This window comes from Anabaena sp. UHCC 0204, from assembly GCF_009711975.1.
Lineage (GTDB): Bacteria > Cyanobacteriota > Cyanobacteriia > Cyanobacteriales > Nostocaceae > Dolichospermum.
In genome coordinates this window covers 292,952-312,723 of the sequence record NZ_VIKW01000003.1, presented here as the reverse complement: position 1 = coordinate 312,723, position 19,772 = coordinate 292,952, and the positions used below count along the sequence as shown (strand labels likewise).

Sequence of the window (19,772 nt, the reverse complement as noted above, 5' to 3'; positions counted from 1 at the left end):
GTCAATAATACAAATCCAAATCCAGATATAAATGCAGTCAGCACTGTTAACTTAGCTGTATCTCCCAGTAGTGTTTTAGAGAACGGCACAAATAATCTGGTTTACACATTTTTTCGCATTGGATCTACTACTAATGCCCTGACTGTTAACTACAGTGTTGGTGGTACTGCGATATTCAATACGGACTATACCCAGACTGGAGCAGACAATTTCACTGCTTCTACAGGAACTGTCACGTTCGCGGCTGGTTCTTCTTCTGCAACTGTGACTATTAAACCCATAGCAGATAACGTTGTCGAACTCAATGAGACTGTTTCACTCATTCTAACTAGTAGTAATAGTTATGCTATTGGTACATCTGTACCAGTTATAGGAACTATAATAGATGTTAATCCGAACTTAGTTCCAGGGACTTTAGCCTTTAGCTCTCCTCAATTTAGCGTCCGAGAAGATGGAAGTGCGATCGCGGCGGTAACAATTACTCGCACTGGTGGAAGTGATGGTGCTGTGAGTGCCACTATTAACTTGGCAGATGGTACTGCTAAAGCGCCCAGTGATTACAACAATACGTCTATTACTGTAAATCTCGCCGATGGAGAAACCAGTAAAACTGTTTCTGTTCCTATTGTCAATGACGCGATCGCTGAACCCGATGAAATCCTCCAACTGTCGCTAACTAATCCCTCTGGAGGCGCAACCATTGGACAGCAAAATAGTGCAACCCTAACGATTCTCGATCATGGTATTAGTGGAAATCAAGCTCCTACTAACCTTACGCTCAATAATAGCAATATAGAAGAAAAAAAAGCTGTTGGAACAATTATTGGCAACCTAAATACAACCGATCCAGATATAGGAAATACTTTTACCTATAGTTTAGTTACAGGATCTGGCTCAGAGGATAACAGCCAATTCGCGATCGCTAATAACCAACTCATAACGAATGCTGTATTCGACTATGCAGCGAAAAATAACTATAGTGTGCGAATACGCTCAACCGATCAAGGAGGGTTATCTGTTGAGAAGCAACTGGCGATCGCAGTTAAATCTATAGCTCCTGGTACTTTAAGCTTTAGTTCCCCCCAATTTACTGTCCGAGAAGATGGAACACCTATTGCTGCTGTCACAGTTACTCGCACTGGTGGCAGTAATGGGACTGTAAGTGCCTCCATTAACTTGCAAAATGGCACAGCTAAAGCACCAAGTGACTACAATAATGCTCCCATTGTTGTTAATTTTGCTAATGGGGAAACGAATAAAATTGTCACTATTCCCATCGTTAATGACAACACCCCAGAACCAGATGAAACCGTCCAGTTAACCCTAATCAATCCAACTGGAGGGGCAAACATTGGACAACAAAACACCGCCACACTCACCATTATTGATAATGATGGTATTGCCATATCAGGATTTCCTCAAGGGGCTACGGGCAGTAATCAAGGGCAAACAACCATCATTATTGCAGGTCAAAAATTCTCGCCAACCGATGAAATCAGCTTAGTTTCATCTACTGGAACCACACAAACTGCTGATCAAGTCTACTGGGTAAATGATCGAGAAGTCTGGGCAACTTTTGATTTACAAGGGCTGAACACTGGTAGATACGATGTCAAAGTCACAAATGGACTAAATACGGCTACTGCTAACTCTGCTTTTACCGTAACTAATCGGCCTCCAGGGAATGTTCAGGTTAAGTTAAGTTATCCATCACAGGGTGTAGTAACTGTTACTTATACCAATATTGGACAAACAGATGTCGTTGCTCCTTTGTTCAGAATATCAGCAACCAATGCCCAGGTAACATACCCTGAAGAAAATACAGTCAGTGATACCCTGCGTCAACTACTGAATTTAACTTTAGGAACGAGTAGCCAAGGTCTAGGCGGAATTTTAGCCCCCGGTGAACAAGGACAATTTTCCTTTAGCTATACTCCCAACGGAAACGGCTTAATTTCCTTTGGTGTTGAACAAGTTGCACCAGATGAAGTAATTAATTGGGCAAGTATTAAAGCCGAATCTCGCGCCGATTATAGTTTTATTGATGCTGCTGGTTGGGATGCGCTATGGAATAATTTAACAGATGCTTTAGGGCAAACTGCCGGACAGTTTCAAACCGTCATGGCAGAAAATGCCACCTATTTAAGTAAATTGGGGCAACCCACCAATGATTTAACCCGGTTATTTGCCTTTGAATGGAGACAAGCAGTCAATACTCTCACCAATGTAAATTTACTCAGCACAATAGATGTAATAGATGCTGCACCAGGACTTTCTTTAACCTTTGGGCGGACGTTTTATCAATCTATTGCCGAACGTTACAACTTAGGTAGTTTAGGACAGGGTTGGACTAGTCAGTGGGATACCAGTGCAACAACGGATAACCAAGGTAATGTTGTTATTCGCAGTGTGGGAGATTTGCAACGATTTTTTGAGGTGCAGACGGATGGTACTTATCTTGAAGTTGGTGGTGCAACTCTCACAATTAATAATGGTGAGTATCGTTTACGGGAAACTAATGGTACAATTTCAATCTTTGCGAATGATGGTAAACTCAGTTCCGTTGAAGATAGCAACGATAATCGCATTACGCTGGAATATACCAACAATCTCCTCACTAATTTAGTTCACACCAATGGCGACAGTTTAATCCTCACTTACAATGCCCAAGGGCGGATTAGTCAGATTACCGACTCCACAGGACAAATCACCACTTACAGTTATGATGCTTCTGCTGAAAATCTGCTATCTGTCACCACCCCCCAAGGAACAACAACTTATACCTACGATACAAGTGATATCGCCGCGAAAAAATATTCTCTGTTATCGGTAACATCTAATCTTGGTTATCAGCGTATTTTTGAATATGATGACCAAGGTCGTCTAATTAAAGAATTTAGCAACGGGGAAACCCAAACCCTGACCTATAGTTACGATAGTACGGGTGGCGTAACTATTACTGATAGTACCGGAGCATCCCAAACTATCCTACTGGACGATCGCGGTAATGCAGGACAAATTCGCGGCGTTGATAACCAAAATCTGCTATTTAGATACGATGCTAATGGGAATTTAATTGGTGCAACTTTACCAAATGGTGGTCAAACAGCTTACAGCTACGATGATGCCGGGAATTTAACCAGCCAGACAAATTTACTCAATCAAGATGTTAAATTTACCTACGATGCCACCTTTAATCAACTGACAGGTTTTATAGACCCCAAAGGTAATGGAGTTGGTTATAGCTATGATGCCAATGGCAATCTGACTGAGATTACCTATCCTGATGCCAGTAGTCAACGGTTTAGCGTGGATGCGATTGGTAATATCACCAGTTATGTCAACCGTCGCGGTAGTACGATTCAATATACCTACAATCAAGACGGACAACTCACTCAGAAACAATACCCTGATGGTTCTAGGGTTGCATATAGTTATGACACTAGGGGGAATCTCACCAGTGTCACCGATGAAACGGGGACTATTACTTTAGAGTATGATGCTGCTAACCGACTAACTCTGATTAGTTATCCTACAGGGCGTTCTCTTCAATATACTTACAATGCTGATGGTCAGCGTACCCAGTTGGTATCTCAGGATGGTTATACAGTTAACTACACTTATGATAATCTCGGACAGTTAACAACCTTAACCAATGCCACAGGAGAAAGTATTGTTAGCTATGAATATGATGATGTAGGTCGTCTGGTGAAAGAGACCAACGGAAACGGCACTTATACCACCTACGAATACAATCAACAAAGTCAGTTAACTCGTTTGATCAACTATCAAGCTGACAATACAGTTAACTCTTCTTTTGATTACTCCTATGATGATTTAGGTCGGCGTACTAGCATGACCACCATAGAGGGAACTTTTGAATATGATTATGATGCTACAGGCCAGTTAATTTCTGTAGTTACACCTGATAATCGTACCGTTAATTACCAGTATGATTCCGCAGGAAATCGCATTTCGGTGACAGACAATGGAACAGAGACAAGTTACACCAGTAATAACCTTAATCAATATACCAATGTAGGTAATGCGGTTTATGCCTACGATACTGACGGGAATTTAGTTAGCAAAACTGAAGGGGGACAAACAACCACCTACAGCTATGATGTAGAAAACCGCTTGATTCAAGTAGTTACGCCTGATGGAACTTGGAATTATGAATATGACGGGTTAGGAAACCGCGTTGCTACTGTCTTTAATGGTGAACGGACAGAATATTTACTCGATCCTCTTGGCTTAGGGGATGTTGTGGGGCAATATGACGGTAGTAGTAATTTAGTTGCTAATTATATTCATGGACTTGGGTTAGTTAGTCAAGTAAACGGGAGTGACATTTATTACTATGATGCCGATGCGATCGGTTCAACGGTAGGGTTAACAGCAAATAATGGTAGTTATGTTAACCGCTACAGTTATTTACCATTTGGGGAAGATTTAACTAAAGTTGAAGGTGTTGCTAACCCCTTTGAGTATGTAGGTCAATGGGGAATCATGGATGAGGGTAATGGACTCGATTTCATGCGGGCAAGGTTTTATGATAGTGGATTAGGGCGATTTACAAGTGTTGATCCGATTGGGTTGAATGGTGGAGATACAAACTTTTATCGGTATGGTTTCAATAATCCAGTTATTTTTATTGATCCCTCTGGAAATTGTGGCATACTAGAGCAATTATTTAGCAAGGGTTTAGCTAAAATTAATGCAAAAATAATTGGAGCATTTATTGGATTCGGAATTGGATACGGAATTGGATGGATATTAGGAGGACCATTCGGATTCTTATCAGGTAGATTGGGAGGAGTAATTGGAGAAGAGATTGGGAAAAGGATTGGACCCAAATTGTTATCAGATCCTATAGAAAATTCTATAAATAATGAGTTATGCGACACACCTGAAGATATACCTAAAGAACCTGAGTTTCTACCTCCATCTGATAACACACCACCTGAGTACCCATCACTTCCAACCCCCAGTGCCAGAACTTATAACGATCCCCACCTCCAAACCCTGGACGGGTTAGGCTATGGCTTCCAATCTGTTGGAGAATTTACCCTCGTTAAATCCACAACCGACGACTTTGAAATTCAAACCCGACAACAACCTTGGGGAAACAGTACCAGTGTATCTATCAATACCGCAGTTGCTATTAAAATAGATGATCAACGCATTGCTATTTACGCTGACCAAGATGAAACCCTTGTCATTAATGGTAATATTGTTGACCTACCCAATAGTGGTATTTATGCGGCTGGAGAAAACTTAATCACACGATCACGCAATTCATATACTATTATTACTGCCAATAATGACCTCATTCAGATTAGCGATAGGAATACTTTTCTGAATATTAACCTGGGCTTGGCTGATAACCGTCAAGGAAACGTTGTGGGACTTTTAGGTAACTTTAACGACAGCCGCAATGATGAATTTGCCTTGCGTGACGGAACAGTTATTGGTGGTTCTATCTCCAATCAACTACTCTATGGTGACTATGCCAATAGTTGGAGGATTAGCCAAGATGATTCACTGTTTGACTACAACCCAGGACAGGATACCAATACTTTCACTGACCTGACTTACCCCCGTAATATTATTACAGCCGCAACCTTAACCCCTGCACAACGCGCCGCCGCCGAACAAATCGCTAGAGATGCCGGGATTACAGATCCAGATGTGTTAGAAGATGTCATCCTGGATATTTTTATCACCAATGGCGACCTGCAATTTATCCAAGAAGCTGCGACTCAACAGCGACTTACCACTGTCAGCGCCCCTAATACCCTAATCAACCCCAATGGTTTTGGAACTCAATACTGGCTAACAGCCAATGCAGTCATTCCTTATACCATCCGCTTTACCAACAACGCCGACCAGGGGACGACTCCCATTGCCCAAGTTACCATCACTCAACAACTCGACTCTGATCTCGACCTGAATACCTTCACCCTCAGTGACTTTGGGTTTGGGGCAATTACCGTTAATGTTCCCATTGGTGTACAAAATTATAGCCAACGTCTTGACCTCCGTAGTACCAGAGGTGTTTTTGTTGATGTCAATGCTGGACTAGACGCAACTACAGGTGTGGTCACTTGGACATTGACCGCCATTGACCCCACCACGGGAAACGCCACCAACAGTACTATTCAGGGCTTTTTACCTGCCAATGACCAAAATGGGGTAGGAAGCGGTTTTGTAGGCTACAGTGTTCAACCTCAAGCCAACTCCATCAATAATACTCGCGTTGATGCCCAAGCCACCATCACCTTTAACAGCCAAACTCCTATCCAAACCACCGCAGTTTTTAACACCTTAGATAGTGACATCCCCGTAAGCCAAGTCAATGCTTTACCCATTAACAGTAACCCTAACTTTAACGTGTCTTGGACAGGCAGCGATACGGGTAGTGGTGTAGCCTTTTATGATATTTTTGTTTCCACCGATAGTGGAGAATTTGTTCCTTGGCAAATTAATACCACAGCCACTTCTGCTATCTACAATGGTGAAACGGGACGCAACTATGCTTTTTATAGCGTTGCTACTGACAATTTAGGGCAAAGGGAAATTGCTCCCAGTCAGCCAGATACGACGACAACGACAAGTACTGTACCTATTAATAATCCACCAACAGTTCAGCAACCAATTGTGGAGCAAGTCGCAACACAAGACATATTTTTTACTTTCAGTATCCCAGAAAACACGTTTAACGATATTGATCCAGGAGATATACTTACCTACACTGCAACATTAGAAAATGGTGATCCATTACCAAGTTGGTTGACTTTTGATACCACAACTCGCACCTTTAGCGGTACACCTGTTAATGACAATGTTGGCACATTAAGAATTAAAGTTACTGCCATAGACCAAGAAGATGCAAATGTGAGCAATATCTTTACTCTTACAGTAGAAAATGTCAACAATGCGCCAACATTAGATAATGCGATCGCAGATCAAACTGCAACCGAAGACGCAACCTTTATATTCACTATCCCAGAAAATACTTTTTTAGATGTAGACGAAGATGATATCTTGAGTTACTCAGCAACTCTCCAAGATGGCAGTAATTTACCAAGTTGGCTGAATTTTGACCCCAACACCCGCACCTTCAGTGGTACACCAACTAATGCTAATCTAGGAAATCTGGCAATTGAGGTACGAGCCACAGATAATGAAGGTTTAATTGCAACGGACACATTTCTACTCACTGTTGCACAGATTAATAGCTCACCCACCTTCCAAATTTCCCGAATTGCTGATGATATTTTTAACATCTCTAGTAACAGCGACAAATCAACTTTAAAAGTCACCCTTACTTCACAAAATTCTAATCTTGTTAATGAATTAGGAGTATTTACTGTTGATGACGCTCAAGGTAGAATAAATGGTATTGCACCAGGTGTGGCTGGTTATATTCAAGCAGCTTTAGAGCGAAGTCAGATAATTTTCTCTGCTATTTCTAATCTTCCCAATGGATTTAATACCGACAATTTGACACATTTGTTGGAATTTAACTCTGGTGAAAACTTGAGATTCCTATTAGTTAAAAACAGCACAATTGATTCTGTACGGGCTGGCTTAACCCCACTTACAGACATACTATTTTCAGATCCTTTAACCCAAAAGATTACAGATTTAGGGAATGATAACTTTTCTCTAGTTTGGAAAGATGGTTCTGGGAATAATGCTGCTAATTTTAATAATTTAGTAGTACAATTTAGTCCCACCAATGATTCATTACCTTTAGGTACAAATCTGCAAGGAAAATTCCAAGGAGAAGTGATTGATTTACGCGGTATCACAAGTCAGGTAAAAGCTGATTTTATGGTCAACAGAGAAGCAGCTTTTAATAATTTCATTGGTTTCTATCAAGTAGCTGATGAAAATGGTGGTATTGACTCCAATGGAGATGGTAAAGCCGATATTTTTGCTGGACAAGCTGGTTATATTGAAGCCGCAATTCGTGGCCGTGTTGCAGGTATTGACTTAACAGTTAATAATCAAGGTACAGCAACTTACACAGGCAGTTTCCAGCCAGGTTCTATCTTTGCACCATTTATTATTGCTAATGGTAGACCTGAAGCTTTACTTGATAGCAATCCCAATAACAATCCAGCAATTTACTTCCCATACATAGGAGCTAACGCTGATAAAGTAGATCACATTCGCTTATTAGGGAATAATATATTTGGCTTTGAAGATTTACCAAATGGTGGTGACAAAGATTTCAACGATGTAATCGTGCGAGTGAATTTGAGTATCGTCTAGCGGTTAGAAACCGCGTCTACACAGGCAAAACCCACCTCCGTGGGTTTTAAACACTTAATTTTTTATTAGTCCGCGTAGGCGGACTTTGTTTGTATAGCCGCGATTTATAATCGCCAGGGCTTTTATCAAAATCCCAATTTTTCTAAAACGGGTTTTGTGGATACAATATGTCGTTCTAAACCGAGTTCTTTGGGACTTACACCTAAAGCTAAAGCAATCAATTGGGGTAAATGTAAAATTGGTAAACCTAACTTTTGACCAATTACTTTTTCCACTTCTGGTTGACGAGAATCTAAATTCAAATGACACAAAGGACATGGTGTCACAATACAATCAGCCCCATTAGCTAAAGCTTCTTGAATATGATTTCCAGCCATTTGGAAAGATTCTGTTGTTGCGTAGCTAGATAAAGGCCAACCACAGCATTGAGTCCGTCCACGATAATATATAGGTGTCGCACCTACAGCCCGAAATACATTTTCCATTGCTTCGGGTTGAAACGGATCATCATAGGGCATAGATTTTTGGGCGCGGAGTAGATAACAGCCATAAAAAGCGGCACATTTTAATCCAGTTAATTTCTGGGTGACGCGCTTAGTAATTTCCTCTAAACCGTAATCTGTGACTAAAGCATAGAGAAGATGTTTAACTTCTGTACTTCCCCGATAAGGTGAACAACTTTCTTTTTCTAATAAACCATTAACTTTGTTGAGGTAGTCGGGATTTGTTGATTGACATTCTTTTAGCCGTTCATCAACATGACCGATAACACCTTGACAGGTGCTGCAATGGGTTAGTAAAGGTAGATTTAATGCTTCTGCTAAAGCGATATTTCTGGCGTTAACAGTGTCTTCTAATAATTGGGAATCTTCTTTAAATGTACCTGAACCACAACAAGCGGCTTTTTTGAGTTCTACTAGTTCAATACCCAAGGCTTGAGTTAGGGATTGAGTTGATAAATACAATTCTCGACAAGCCCCTTGAGCTACACAGCCTGGATAATAAGCGTATTTGAGTGTTTGAGATAGCATGGATGTATATTGGGTTTAAATTTAGGGTAATGGGGATGAAAAGGATGAAACAAAAGGATTGATTGTGAGGATTTTTAAGATTAATCTTCATGATTTTTTCATCCTCCATCCTGATTGGTAATTGGTAGTTGGGTTATTAACCTCTCAATCTTGCCAATATCCAATCCTCAGTTTTAACGATATAACGTATACGCAGGTTCACCCTTTCCGATAAGATGTATATGCTCAAAAAAAACTTTGTTCATTTAGAGCAAATCATAGCAACTTGTTAAGGACTTTTATCTATGAGCCAAGCAGATATTTTTGAAAAGGTCAAAAAGATTATCGTTGATCAACTCGGTGCAGACGCTGAAACCATTACACCAGAATCTAAATTTACTGATGATCTAGGGGCTGATTCCCTAGATACAGTTGAGCTAGTCATGGCGTTAGAAGAAGAGTTTGAGATCGAAATTCCTGATGATGCAGCGGAAAAAATTCTAACTGTTCAAAATGCAGTGGATTACATCATCAAAGAGAAACAGGCTACATCCGCATAATCAAGACACAATTCAGTATGGCGGGTTTAAACAGATACTTTGATTGCACACAGATTAACTTGATAAACCCGCCTATGGATATGTGTTGAATGTTCAAACTGTAGATTTGACTTCAAAAAAGTGTCAAACGTCCATAATTCTGAAAAACTAAGCTATTCCCTATTGAACTTGCATCATGAAGACGGGCAAGATGTCCATCTCATCATATATTCAGTCAATCTGAATTATGTAAAGTAGATATGTTTTAGCTTAGTAAATTCTTGACTTTTGACATTTGATTCGGAACTTAGCACTTTTATTTGTTCAACCTGCTGCTTTTTCGCCATATTTAATGCAATCATGACAGATTTTAAACGTAAACGTGTTGTTGTAACAGGTGTAGGTGCGATTACACCTATTGGTAACACAGCAATTGAATATTGGGAAGGATTATTAAGCGGACGAAATGGTATTGACTATATCACCGCGTTTGATGCTTCTAAACATAGTTGCCGCATTGCGGGTGAAGTTAAAAATTTTAATCCAGAGAGTTACTTAGAACGCAAAGAAGCCAAACGAATGGATCGGTTTTCCCAATTTGGTGTATCTGCGGCTAAACAAGCTGTTGAAGATTCAGGTTTAGTGATTAATGATCTGAACGCTGAACAGGTGGGTGTTATCATTGGTTCTGGAGTGGGTGGGATTAAGGTCTTAGAAGACCAACAAACCATTTACTTGAATAGAGGTCCTGATCGTTGTAGTCCGTTTATGATTCCAATGATGATCGCCAATATGGCAGCAGGATTGACAGCAATTCATACGGGTGCAAAGGGTCCTAATTCTTGTTCTGTGACGGCTTGTGCGGCTGGTTCTAATTCTATTGGTGATGCTTTTCGTCAGATTCAAGGGGGATTTGCTAAAGCGATGATTTGCGGTGGATGTGAAGCAGCGGTTACACCTTTGTCAGTAGCAGGATTTGCTGCTGCACGGGCTTTATCTACTCGCAATGATGATCCAGCCCATGCTTGTCGTCCGTTTGATCGCGATCGCGATGGCTTTGTCATGGGTGAAGGTGCAGGGATTTTAATTCTCGAAGAATTAGAACACGCCATCAGTCGTGGTGCAAGAATTTATGGGGAAATTATTGGTTATGGGATGACCTGTGATGCTTACCACATGACTTCCCCAGTCCCTGGAGGTTTAGGTGCAGCTAGAGCAATGGAATTGGCTTTAAAGGATGGGGCGATCGCACCGGAAATGGTAAGTTACATCAATGCTCATGGAACTAGCACACCAGCCAATGATGTGAATGAAACTGCGGCGATCAAAAAAGCCTTGGGAGATCATGCGTATCAAGTAGCAATTAGTTCTACTAAATCTATGACAGGACATCTATTAGGTGGTTCTGGTGGGATTGAAGCAGTAGCGACAATTTTAGCGATCGCTAATGACCAAATTCCCCCAACTATCAATATCGAAAATCTTGATCCAGGGTGTGACTTAGATTATGTTCCTCATCATAGCCGCGCCCAAAAAGTAGAAGTAGCCTTATCTAATTCTTTTGGTTTTGGTGGTCATAATGTCACCTTGGCCTTTAAGAAATTCACCCCCTAAAGGTATTTGCTAGTCAGGTAATAGGTGAAATTAATAACCCAATTACTAAGACTTGTATGATCTATCCCTAAATTATTTTGCTACTGGTTAGCTTTCAAAGAAGTGAACCTGTGGCAAGTATGATAGATATCATTGCTTAATCCTGAGAATGGCTAACGCCAAGCTTGGTGAACAGCATGACCAAATTATCAGCTTATTCATCACTAAAAACTCAGAAGATCCCGGTTGTCCATCAACAATTGGGAATGGGATGATGAGGAAAGTGGGATCACTTGATAATGACCCCAGCTAAAAAAAGCTAAAAAGAGTGCTAACCCGTCGTTAACAATAAGAAATTATGGCTGTTGCAACCCAATCCATCCAAGAACTTTGTATTAATTCAATCCGCTTTTTGGCTGTAGATGCCATAGAAAAATCCAAATCGGGACACCCTGGACTGCCCATGGGCGCTGCTCCTATGGCTTTTGTACTTTGGGATCGCTTCATGCGCTATAACCCCAAAAATCCCCAGTGGTTCAACCGCGATCGCTTTGTCTTGTCCGCAGGTCATGGCTCAATGTTGCAGTATGCCTTGTTGTACTTGACAGGCTACGATAGCGTTACCATAGACGACATCAAGCAATTTCGTCAATGGGGTGCTAAGACCCCAGGCCACCCTGAAAACTTTGTTACAGCCGGCGTAGAAGTAACAACAGGACCTCTAGGTCAAGGAATTGCCAATGCAGTTGGTTTAGCCGTAGCCGAAGCACACCTAGCTGCTAAATTCAACAAACCCGATGCCAAGATTGTTGACCACTACACTTATGTAATTCTTGGTGATGGTTGCAACATGGAAGGGATTTCTGGTGAAGCAGCTTCCATCGCCGGACATTGGGGATTAGGTAAACTAATTGCTCTTTATGACGATAACCACATCTCCATTGATGGTTCTACAGATGTAGCATTTACCGAAGACGTTTCCAAACGGTTTGAATCCTACGGTTGGCACGTTCTGCACGTTGCAAATGGTAACACCGATTTAGAAGGAATTGCCAAAGCGATCGAAGCAGCAAAAGCTGTCACCGACAAACCCACCATGATTAAGGTGACAACCACCATCGGTTATGGTTCTCCTAACAAAGCTAACACCGCAGGTATTCACGGCGCAGCCTTGGGTCCAGATGAAACAGCATTAACTCGGACAAACTTGGGTTGGAACTACGCACCATTTGAAATCCCTGCTGATGCCCTTAACCATGCCCGCAAGGCTGTAGAACGCGGTGCAGGTTATGAATCCGATTGGAACAAGACCTATGCTGACTACAAAGCTAAATACCCCCAAGAAGCGGCTGAATTTGACCGTTTTGTGAGCGGCAAATTACCAGACGGTTGGGACAAAGTATTACCTACCTACACAGCAGAAGATAAAGCATTACCCACCCGCAAACACTCAGAAAACTGCCTCAACAAACTAGCCGCAGTTTTACCAGAATTAATTGGTGGTTCTGCCGACTTAACCCACTCCAACCTCACCGAACTCAAAGGTTTTGGCGACTTCCAGAAAGGACACTTCCAAAACCGCAACATCCACTTTGGTGTACGTGAACACGCCATGGGTGCAATCTGTAACGGCATGGCGTTGCATAACTCAGGTTTAATTCCCTATGGTGCAACCTTCCTGATCTTCACAGATTATATGCGGGCGGCAATTCGTTTGGCTGCTCTCTCTGAAGCTGGCTCAATTTGGGTAATGACTCATGACTCCATTGGCCAAGGTGAAGACGGTCCTACTCACCAACCCATTGAAACCCTTGCTTCCCTCCGCGCGATTCCTGACTTAACCGTAATTCGTCCTGCTGACGGAAATGAAACATCTGGTGGTTACAAAGTCGCAATTGAAAAGTCTAAAGCACAAGCTTCTACTTTATTGGCGTTCACTCGTCAAAATGTCCCCAATCTAGCAGGTACATCCATTGCAGGTGTTGCTAAAGGTGGATACACAATCGTTGATTGCCAAGGTACACCAGATATTATCCTCATTGGTACAGGTTCAGAATTGAGCCTCTGTGTCAGTGCAGCGGAAAAATTAACTGCTGAAGGTAAGAAAGTTCGTGTTGTTTCTATGCCTTCTTCTACCTTGTTTGATACACAAGACGCAGCTTATAAAGAATCTATTCTTCCTAAAGCTGTTACCAAGCGTCTATCTGTAGAAGCTGCTAGTAGCTTCGGTTGGCACAAATATATCGGTAGTGAAGGTGATACAGTAAGTATTGATACTTTTGGCGCTTCTGCTCCTGGTAACACTTGTTTGGAGAAGTTTGGCTTCACTGTTGATAATGTTTTAGCTAAAGCCAAAGCTTTGTTAGCTTAATTATCACAGGATATTCTCTGATTTTTTGGGTGGGCTAAAAAGCTCACCTTTTTTCTTATAATTTCTGGCGTTTTAGGCCAACCTACTTACCCTAACCGGGGACGTATTCCATAATGACGATATTGCCAATAATCCCGCAGAATCCGGTTATGATCAAAACATAAATTACCAGGAACACACCAAGGCTCGAAAATACCCACACTTTTAGCATCATCACCAGCGAAAGGTTCACCTATAGCTGTTGCTAAAAATACGATACTAATCGTATGTTGACGAGGATCACGACTAGGATCAGAATAAACTAATAACTGTTCGATTAACTCTATTTTTAAACCTATTTCTTCCTCTGCTTCCCTCATAGCTGCCTTTTCCACAGCTTCGCCATAATCAACGAAACCACCGGGTAGCGCCCAACCTAAAGGTTCATTATGTCTTTCAATCAGGATAATGGGGCGATGAGGTCTATCAATTAATTCAATAATGATATCAACAGTAGGAGCAGGATTTCTGTAAGTCATAATTATTTATTTCTGTTTTTGTTCTCGTTTTTGGCGTAGAAAAGCAATCATTTTCTTGTCTTCATCTTTAATGTGATGGATCAGCCAATCTGTCAAAAAATGGGATACAGTAATAGTAATCTGAGATGTATTTTGTATCTTTATTTGTTGATTAAACTCTTCTACTTGTTGCCGCAGGAGTTCATGTTTTGCCTTATGCTCCAGGTAGCCTGGATAATTATTTTTAAGCATAAATTCTTCTTCGGTTTCAAAATGAATAGTTGTGTAAATTTTCAGACTTTCTAAAGTTCTTTCTAGTAATTCTTCTCCTCTCCCTACTAGCATGGCACTATTGAGAGCATTAATAGCATGGAAAAGGCTTTGATGTTGATTATCAATGAGGATATAGCCTGTTTCGTACTCGGTCCGCCATTGTGCAATCTCTAGTTTATTATCACTAGAAACCGATGAGATATGATCAGTTTTAGACTCACTCCAATGACCATGACGGCAAAATGAAATCATCTTTTTGTCTTCATCTTTAATGTGATGAATTAACCAATCAGTTAAAAAGTGAGAAACTGCATTTGTTAACTTGGATAAGTCATCATAATTTTTCTTCTCAAAGCTCAAAACCTTGGCTTTAAGGGCTTCATGCTTCTGCTTATGTTCTACATAATCTGGATATTTATGGTCGAGCATGAATTTTTCTTCAGTGTCGAAATGAACTGTGGTATAGTCTTTTAAACTATCAAGTGTTTTTCCTAATAACGCTTCGCCCTGTCCCTCCAACATCGCACTATTTAGCGCATTAATGGTACTAAATAAACTTTTATGCTGCTCATCAATAATATCATTGCCTGTTTCATACTCCGGTCGCCATTGCGCGATTTTAATACTCATATAGAACTCCTCAACAGAGAATAAAATTTAACTTCTTAGACATCCGAGTAATTATAGAAATGTTTGCTGTGTAAAACTTGCAATCAAAATCTTCGTATTCCTTTACAATTTTTACTATTTCTTTATACTGAGAATCTATCTATATTAACTATACCATGATAACTTCAATGAAGTTCTCGATTGTTAGTTATAAACAGGACTTGGGCAGGTGATATTTGAGTACCATGGGTCAGACTAGATAGTTTGTTAAGAATCAAAATATTTTTAATATTTGACACACTCTACAAAATAAATTGAATGTAACATTTGTCTAAGTCCTCATAAACAATCTACTCATATTTACAATTAACTATGCCTTTTCCTAGATCAAGTGGTATTTTACTGCATCCTAGTTCTTTCCCCAGTCGTTTTGGTATTGGGGATTTAGGTTTGGAAGCTTATCGGTTTATTGATTTTCTCAAAGATAGTCATCAACAATATTGGCAAGTTTTACCTCTAGGTCCAACTGGTTATGGTAATTCTCCCTATATGTGCTACTCCGCAATGGCGGGAAATTACTTTTTGATTAGTCCCGATAAGTTATTAGATGAGGGTTTGTTAATTGAAGAAGATTTAGCTGATTTACCAGATTTTCCAGTAAATAAAGTAGATTTTAACGAAGTTATCCCTATTAAGGTCAATCTACTCATTAAAGCTTGTGAGGATTTTAAAACTAAAGCAAATTCCCAGCAGAAACAAGCTTTTGCTAAGTTTTGTGCTGATAAAGGCTATTGGTTAAATAATTATGCGCTATTTATGGCGATAAAAGATGCCCAAAAGGGTAAAAGCTGGCATAATTGGCAACCGGAATTGGCAAAGCGTGAACCAGTAGCTTTAGCCAAAATTGAAAAAGAGTTAGCAGAGGAGATTTTTTATTACAAGTTTGTCCAATATGAGTTTTTCCGTCAGTGGTCAGAACTCAAAAATTATGCTAATGAGAATGGTATAGATATTATTGGTGATATCCCCATTTATGTAGCTCATGATAGTGCTGATGTTTGGGCGAATCCAGATATTTTTGCTTTAGATGAAGAAACGGGCGAAGTGGCTTTAATGGCGGGTGTACCACCAGATTACTTTAGCGCCACTGGTCAATTATGGGGCAATCCGGTTTATAACTGGGAAGAATTGCAAAAACAAGACTTTAAATGGTGGATCTTGCGCTTTGAGGCGATGTTGGATTATGTGGATATAATTCGCATTGATCACTTCCGGGGTTTTGAAGCTTATTGGGCTGTACCCCAAGGGGAAGAAACGGCTATGAATGGCGAATGGATTGAAGCGCCTGGTGTAGCTTTGTTTGAAACTATTAGAAAGCGGTTGGGTAAGTTACCTGTTTTGGCGGAAGATTTGGGGATCATTACGCCAGAGGTAGAAGCACTGCGAGATCAGTTTGAGTTTCCAGGGATGAAGGTATTACAGTTTGCTTTTGGTTCTGATCCCGGTAATCCGTTTTTACCCTTTAACTACACTCGCAATGCTGTAGTTTATACTGGCACTCACGACAATGATACGACTGTGGGCTGGTTTAATGCTGCGAATGATTACGAAAAGCAAAATTTGTTGTTGTATTTGGGTTGTATTAGTCCTGACGGGATAAACTGGGATTTAATTAGATTAGCTTTGAGTTCGATCGCCAATCAAGCAATTATTCCGTTACAGGATGTATTAGGGTTGGGAAATGAAGCCCGGATGAATTTTCCGAGTACAGCACAAGGAAATTGGGAATGGCGTTACCAAGCAGGTGTATTAACGCCAGATTTAGGCGATCGCTTAAAAACTCTTACTCTCCGTTACGGACGCGCTCATAGACAGTGATAAATGAGGTGATTGTGGATTTGAAATTAACGATTTCGGCTTAATCAATCATCAGCACCTGAGATTTTTCCTGGATTGGCGTAGTTAGTAACCTTTCAACAATTGACAATGGATAATGGAAAATTACCTCTCCCAAAAGTGTAGAGGATCGAAAGTAAGGAAAGTTTTTTCTTACTCTTTCCTTGAAAAGAGAGGTTTTAAACCAAATCACCCATTGTCAATTGTCAATTAATTAAGAGCAATCCAAAATTTTACTCTATTCTATAAGTTTGGTTTAGCAGCAATTTTAATTTCTTGAGTTTTCCCCATTTCTCCCATTTCCTTTGGTTTCTGCTGATTGACGCTCATTAAAACGCCTCCAGCATTATTAGTTTTTACTGTTAGTTGTTTAGTGGCTTTCCAAGTGCGACTAGAACCCTCTGGTAAAACTCCTTCAAAGGCGGTTTTGCCATCGGTAACTACACTAATCCAAGAAGATGCCTTTAAAGTAACACCAACTTGTACAGACTGTGAATTGTTATTCCCTGTTGTTTCCGCGTTTGTTAATTTTGCTTGTGTATTGGGTTGAATTTGGCTATTATTTGCCTGCAAGGAGGCATTATTCAATAATTGCGATAAACCATTAACAGAGCAAAAGATCAGCGCAATATAGAACAGGTAGAGATGAATAGGACGTAATTGAGGAATATTTAGGCCTTTTTTTGTGGATTGAAAACCCACCGATTGAGAACCAATAGGAAAATGACTGGCAAATTCCCCTCCTTTGATACCTAAAGCGTCTGCAAACTGTCTAATAAAGCCTTGAATATAAATGGGTTCTGGTAAGTCAGTTAACTTGCCTTCTTCGATTGCTTGCAAAAGTCGTCGAGGAATTCTGGTCGTTACGACTAACTCATCAAGAGTTAAATTTTTCTCTTGACGGAGTGCAGCTAATTGAGCGCCAATTTGTGCCAACTTTTCGGATTGGTGTTCCTTGATAGAAGGTTTGATTGGCTGTTCTTCCTTCTTTCTGAACCATTTCATGCTTTCCCTTTACTCCTTAACTCAGCTTTGTCTTAATAGGTGTGCGATTTATCTGCTTATTTAAAAAACTAATCTCATCTCCAGTGAGATGACGATATTTCCCAACTGGCAAAAAAGGTGTTATTGACGTTTCTAATTGAATTGAACCAATCGCTGTCCGATGTAGTTGAATAACTGGATATCCTAATTGTTGAGCTACACGGCGGATTTGGCGGTTTCTTCCCTCCTGTAAGACAATTTTTAAACAGCTTTGATCAGGATAACTGGCAATTAAATGCACCTGAGCAGGTCTGGTCATTTTTCCTTCTAGAACTACACCCTGACTCCACATTTTGAGAACTTTTGCTGGGGGATGTCCTTGAACGACAACACGATATGTTTTACAAATACTATGACTCGGATGGGTAAGTCCATAAGTTAGTTCCCCATCATTTGTCAAGATTAATGCTCCCGTAGAGTCTACATCTAAGCGGCCGACAGGGTGAATACCCGATCCCTGTCTTAATTCTGGTGGTAGCAGATCTAACACAGTTGCTCTTCCTTGAGGATCATAGCAAGTAGATACAAATCCTGTGGGTTTATGCACTAATAGATACATCAAGGATGGACGCTGTTCTACCAACACAGGTTTACCATCAATGGAGATTTTATCTAGCTGGGGATCGACTTTTTGACCTAAATGTGCCAATATTCCATTAACATACACTCGTGATTGCTTAATCATTTCTTCAGCTTCACGTCGTGAGGCAATACCCCATTGAGCGATAATTTTTTGTAACCGTGCCTCCATCTGAAAATTGTTGATTTTGTGTTGAATACGTAAACAACTAATGTTTGCACTTGGTTATTAACAAACTTCAGTGCTAAGGTTAAGGACTGTTTAAGTTCCTTAAAAACTGATCATATCTATATTGATAGAACCGTCGGAAAATGATAAAACCAAGTTCCTCGAATACACATAACAGAAAAGTTAGGATAATTACAAAAGTTTTAACATCAGCGATCAAACTATGGTTAAGAACCCAACTGTCTCAAGTATCTCATTTAGAGGTACAAATCAAAGCAAGCGATCGCCAACTTCTTGCAGGCTGTATTCCAGGGCTATCTATTTCTGCTAGTCACGCGGTGTATCAAGGTCTTTCTATCACACAAATCGAACTTGAGGCAGAAAACATACAGCTTAATGTGGCCTCAATCCTCAAAGGACAACCGCTGCAATTATCAGCAGTAGTACCTGTGATGGGTAAGCTGGTAGTAGAGGAACAGGATCTTAATAATTCCCTTTCATCTCCATTATTAGCGAATGCTATAAATGATGTCCTGGTTACAGTATTACCAGAATGTAGCCTCAATTCCAAGTCCATTACTTGGCGAAAAATCACCCTTGACAATCAGCTATTGATCCTCAATGGTATTCCTATCTCTGATCCTGAAGGGGTATTCTTCAATGTTTATTTAGGGTTAGAACTACTTAACGGCCAAGAACTGCAATTGACAAAAGTCCAAATTAAGACCCATCAAGATGTTCTTTTAGACAGGAATTCTCCTTATATTATAAATCTAGGAACAGATGTTGATATCCAAGAAATTTCTTTGATACCAGGTCAACTAAGTTGCTATGGACGCATCAACGTTAACCCATAATCATGAAAATATCCAACCTGAATATTCACGGAAATTACTGTAAATTACCCTG

The 19,772-nt window shown here is 40.4% G+C and carries 12 protein-coding genes; 7 read left to right on the top strand and 5 right to left on the bottom strand.

Annotation, left to right across the window (positions count from 1 at the left end; genetic code table 11):
• Positions 1 to 27: 27 nt before the first annotated feature.
• Positions 28 to 8,283, top strand: coding sequence for a Calx-beta domain-containing protein (locus FJR04_RS25830; RefSeq protein ID WP_371717171.1), 8,256 nt, complete (start codon positions 28 to 30; stop codon positions 8,281 to 8,283).
• 125 nt (positions 8,284 to 8,408) lie between these two features.
• On the opposite strand, the gene FJR04_RS04310 is transcribed toward FJR04_RS25830, so the two are convergent.
• Complete coding sequence (locus tag FJR04_RS04310; protein WP_168492115.1) at positions 8,409 to 9,314, bottom strand: CoB--CoM heterodisulfide reductase iron-sulfur subunit B family protein; 906 nt, start codon at positions 9,312 to 9,314, stop codon at positions 8,409 to 8,411.
• A gap of 284 nt (positions 9,315 to 9,598) precedes the next feature.
• Here FJR04_RS04310 and FJR04_RS04305 point away from each other — a divergent pair, with 284 nt between their 5' ends.
• The 4 genes from FJR04_RS04305 to tkt all read left to right on the top strand — a co-directional run bounded on the left by FJR04_RS04305 (position 9,599) and on the right by tkt (position 13,796).
• Positions 9,599 to 9,853 carry an acyl carrier protein gene (locus tag FJR04_RS04305; protein WP_168492113.1) on the top strand — a complete coding sequence of 85 codons (255 nt, stop codon included), beginning with the start codon at positions 9,599 to 9,601 and terminating at the stop codon, positions 9,851 to 9,853.
• A 339-nt stretch (positions 9,854 to 10,192) separates the two neighbouring features.
• A complete protein-coding gene (gene fabF / locus FJR04_RS04300) occupies positions 10,193 to 11,446 on the top strand; it encodes a beta-ketoacyl-ACP synthase II (protein ID WP_168492112.1) in 1,254 nt (417 codons plus the stop codon).
• A 148-nt stretch (positions 11,447 to 11,594) separates the two neighbouring features.
• Positions 11,595 to 11,738 (top strand): hypothetical protein, encoded by a 144-nt coding sequence (locus tag FJR04_RS04295; RefSeq protein ID WP_168492111.1) that lies wholly within the window; start codon positions 11,595 to 11,597, stop codon positions 11,736 to 11,738.
• 45 nt (positions 11,739 to 11,783) lie between these two features.
• A complete protein-coding gene (tkt, locus tag FJR04_RS04290) occupies positions 11,784 to 13,796 on the top strand; it encodes a transketolase (RefSeq protein ID WP_168492110.1) in 2,013 nt (670 codons plus the stop codon).
• Between the two features lie 86 nt (positions 13,797 to 13,882).
• Here the strand turns inward: tkt and FJR04_RS04285 are convergent, their stop codons facing one another.
• Together FJR04_RS04285 and FJR04_RS25825 are read right to left on the bottom strand one after the other, a co-directional pair.
• A complete protein-coding gene (locus tag FJR04_RS04285) occupies positions 13,883 to 14,314 on the bottom strand; it encodes an NUDIX hydrolase (protein ID WP_168492109.1) in 432 nt (143 codons plus the stop codon).
• A 6-nt stretch (positions 14,315 to 14,320) separates the two neighbouring features.
• Positions 14,321 to 15,196, bottom strand: coding sequence for a bacteriohemerythrin (locus FJR04_RS25825; RefSeq protein ID WP_217359212.1), 876 nt, complete (start codon positions 15,194 to 15,196; stop codon positions 14,321 to 14,323).
• A gap of 351 nt (positions 15,197 to 15,547) precedes the next feature.
• Here FJR04_RS25825 and malQ point away from each other — a divergent pair, with 351 nt between their 5' ends.
• Positions 15,548 to 17,053, top strand: a complete 1,506-nt coding sequence (gene malQ, locus FJR04_RS04275; protein WP_168492108.1) for a 4-alpha-glucanotransferase — start codon at positions 15,548 to 15,550, stop codon at positions 17,051 to 17,053.
• Positions 17,054 to 17,314: 261 nt separating this feature from the next.
• Here malQ and FJR04_RS04270 read toward each other — a convergent pair whose 3' ends face one another.
• Together FJR04_RS04270 and FJR04_RS04265 are read right to left on the bottom strand one after the other, a co-directional pair.
• Positions 17,315 to 18,076, bottom strand: a complete 762-nt coding sequence (locus FJR04_RS04270; protein WP_168492106.1) for a RodZ domain-containing protein — start codon at positions 18,074 to 18,076, stop codon at positions 17,315 to 17,317.
• Between the two features lie 16 nt (positions 18,077 to 18,092).
• Positions 18,093 to 18,866: a pseudouridine synthase gene (locus FJR04_RS04265; RefSeq protein ID WP_168492105.1), complete on the bottom strand. Its 774-nt coding sequence runs from the start codon at positions 18,864 to 18,866 to the stop codon at positions 18,093 to 18,095.
• A gap of 140 nt (positions 18,867 to 19,006) precedes the next feature.
• On the opposite strand from FJR04_RS04265, the gene FJR04_RS04260 reads away from it, so the two are divergent.
• Complete coding sequence (locus FJR04_RS04260; protein ID WP_168492104.1) at positions 19,007 to 19,720, top strand: DUF2993 domain-containing protein; 714 nt, start codon at positions 19,007 to 19,009, stop codon at positions 19,718 to 19,720.
• The last annotated feature ends 52 nt before the right edge of the window (positions 19,721 to 19,772 follow it).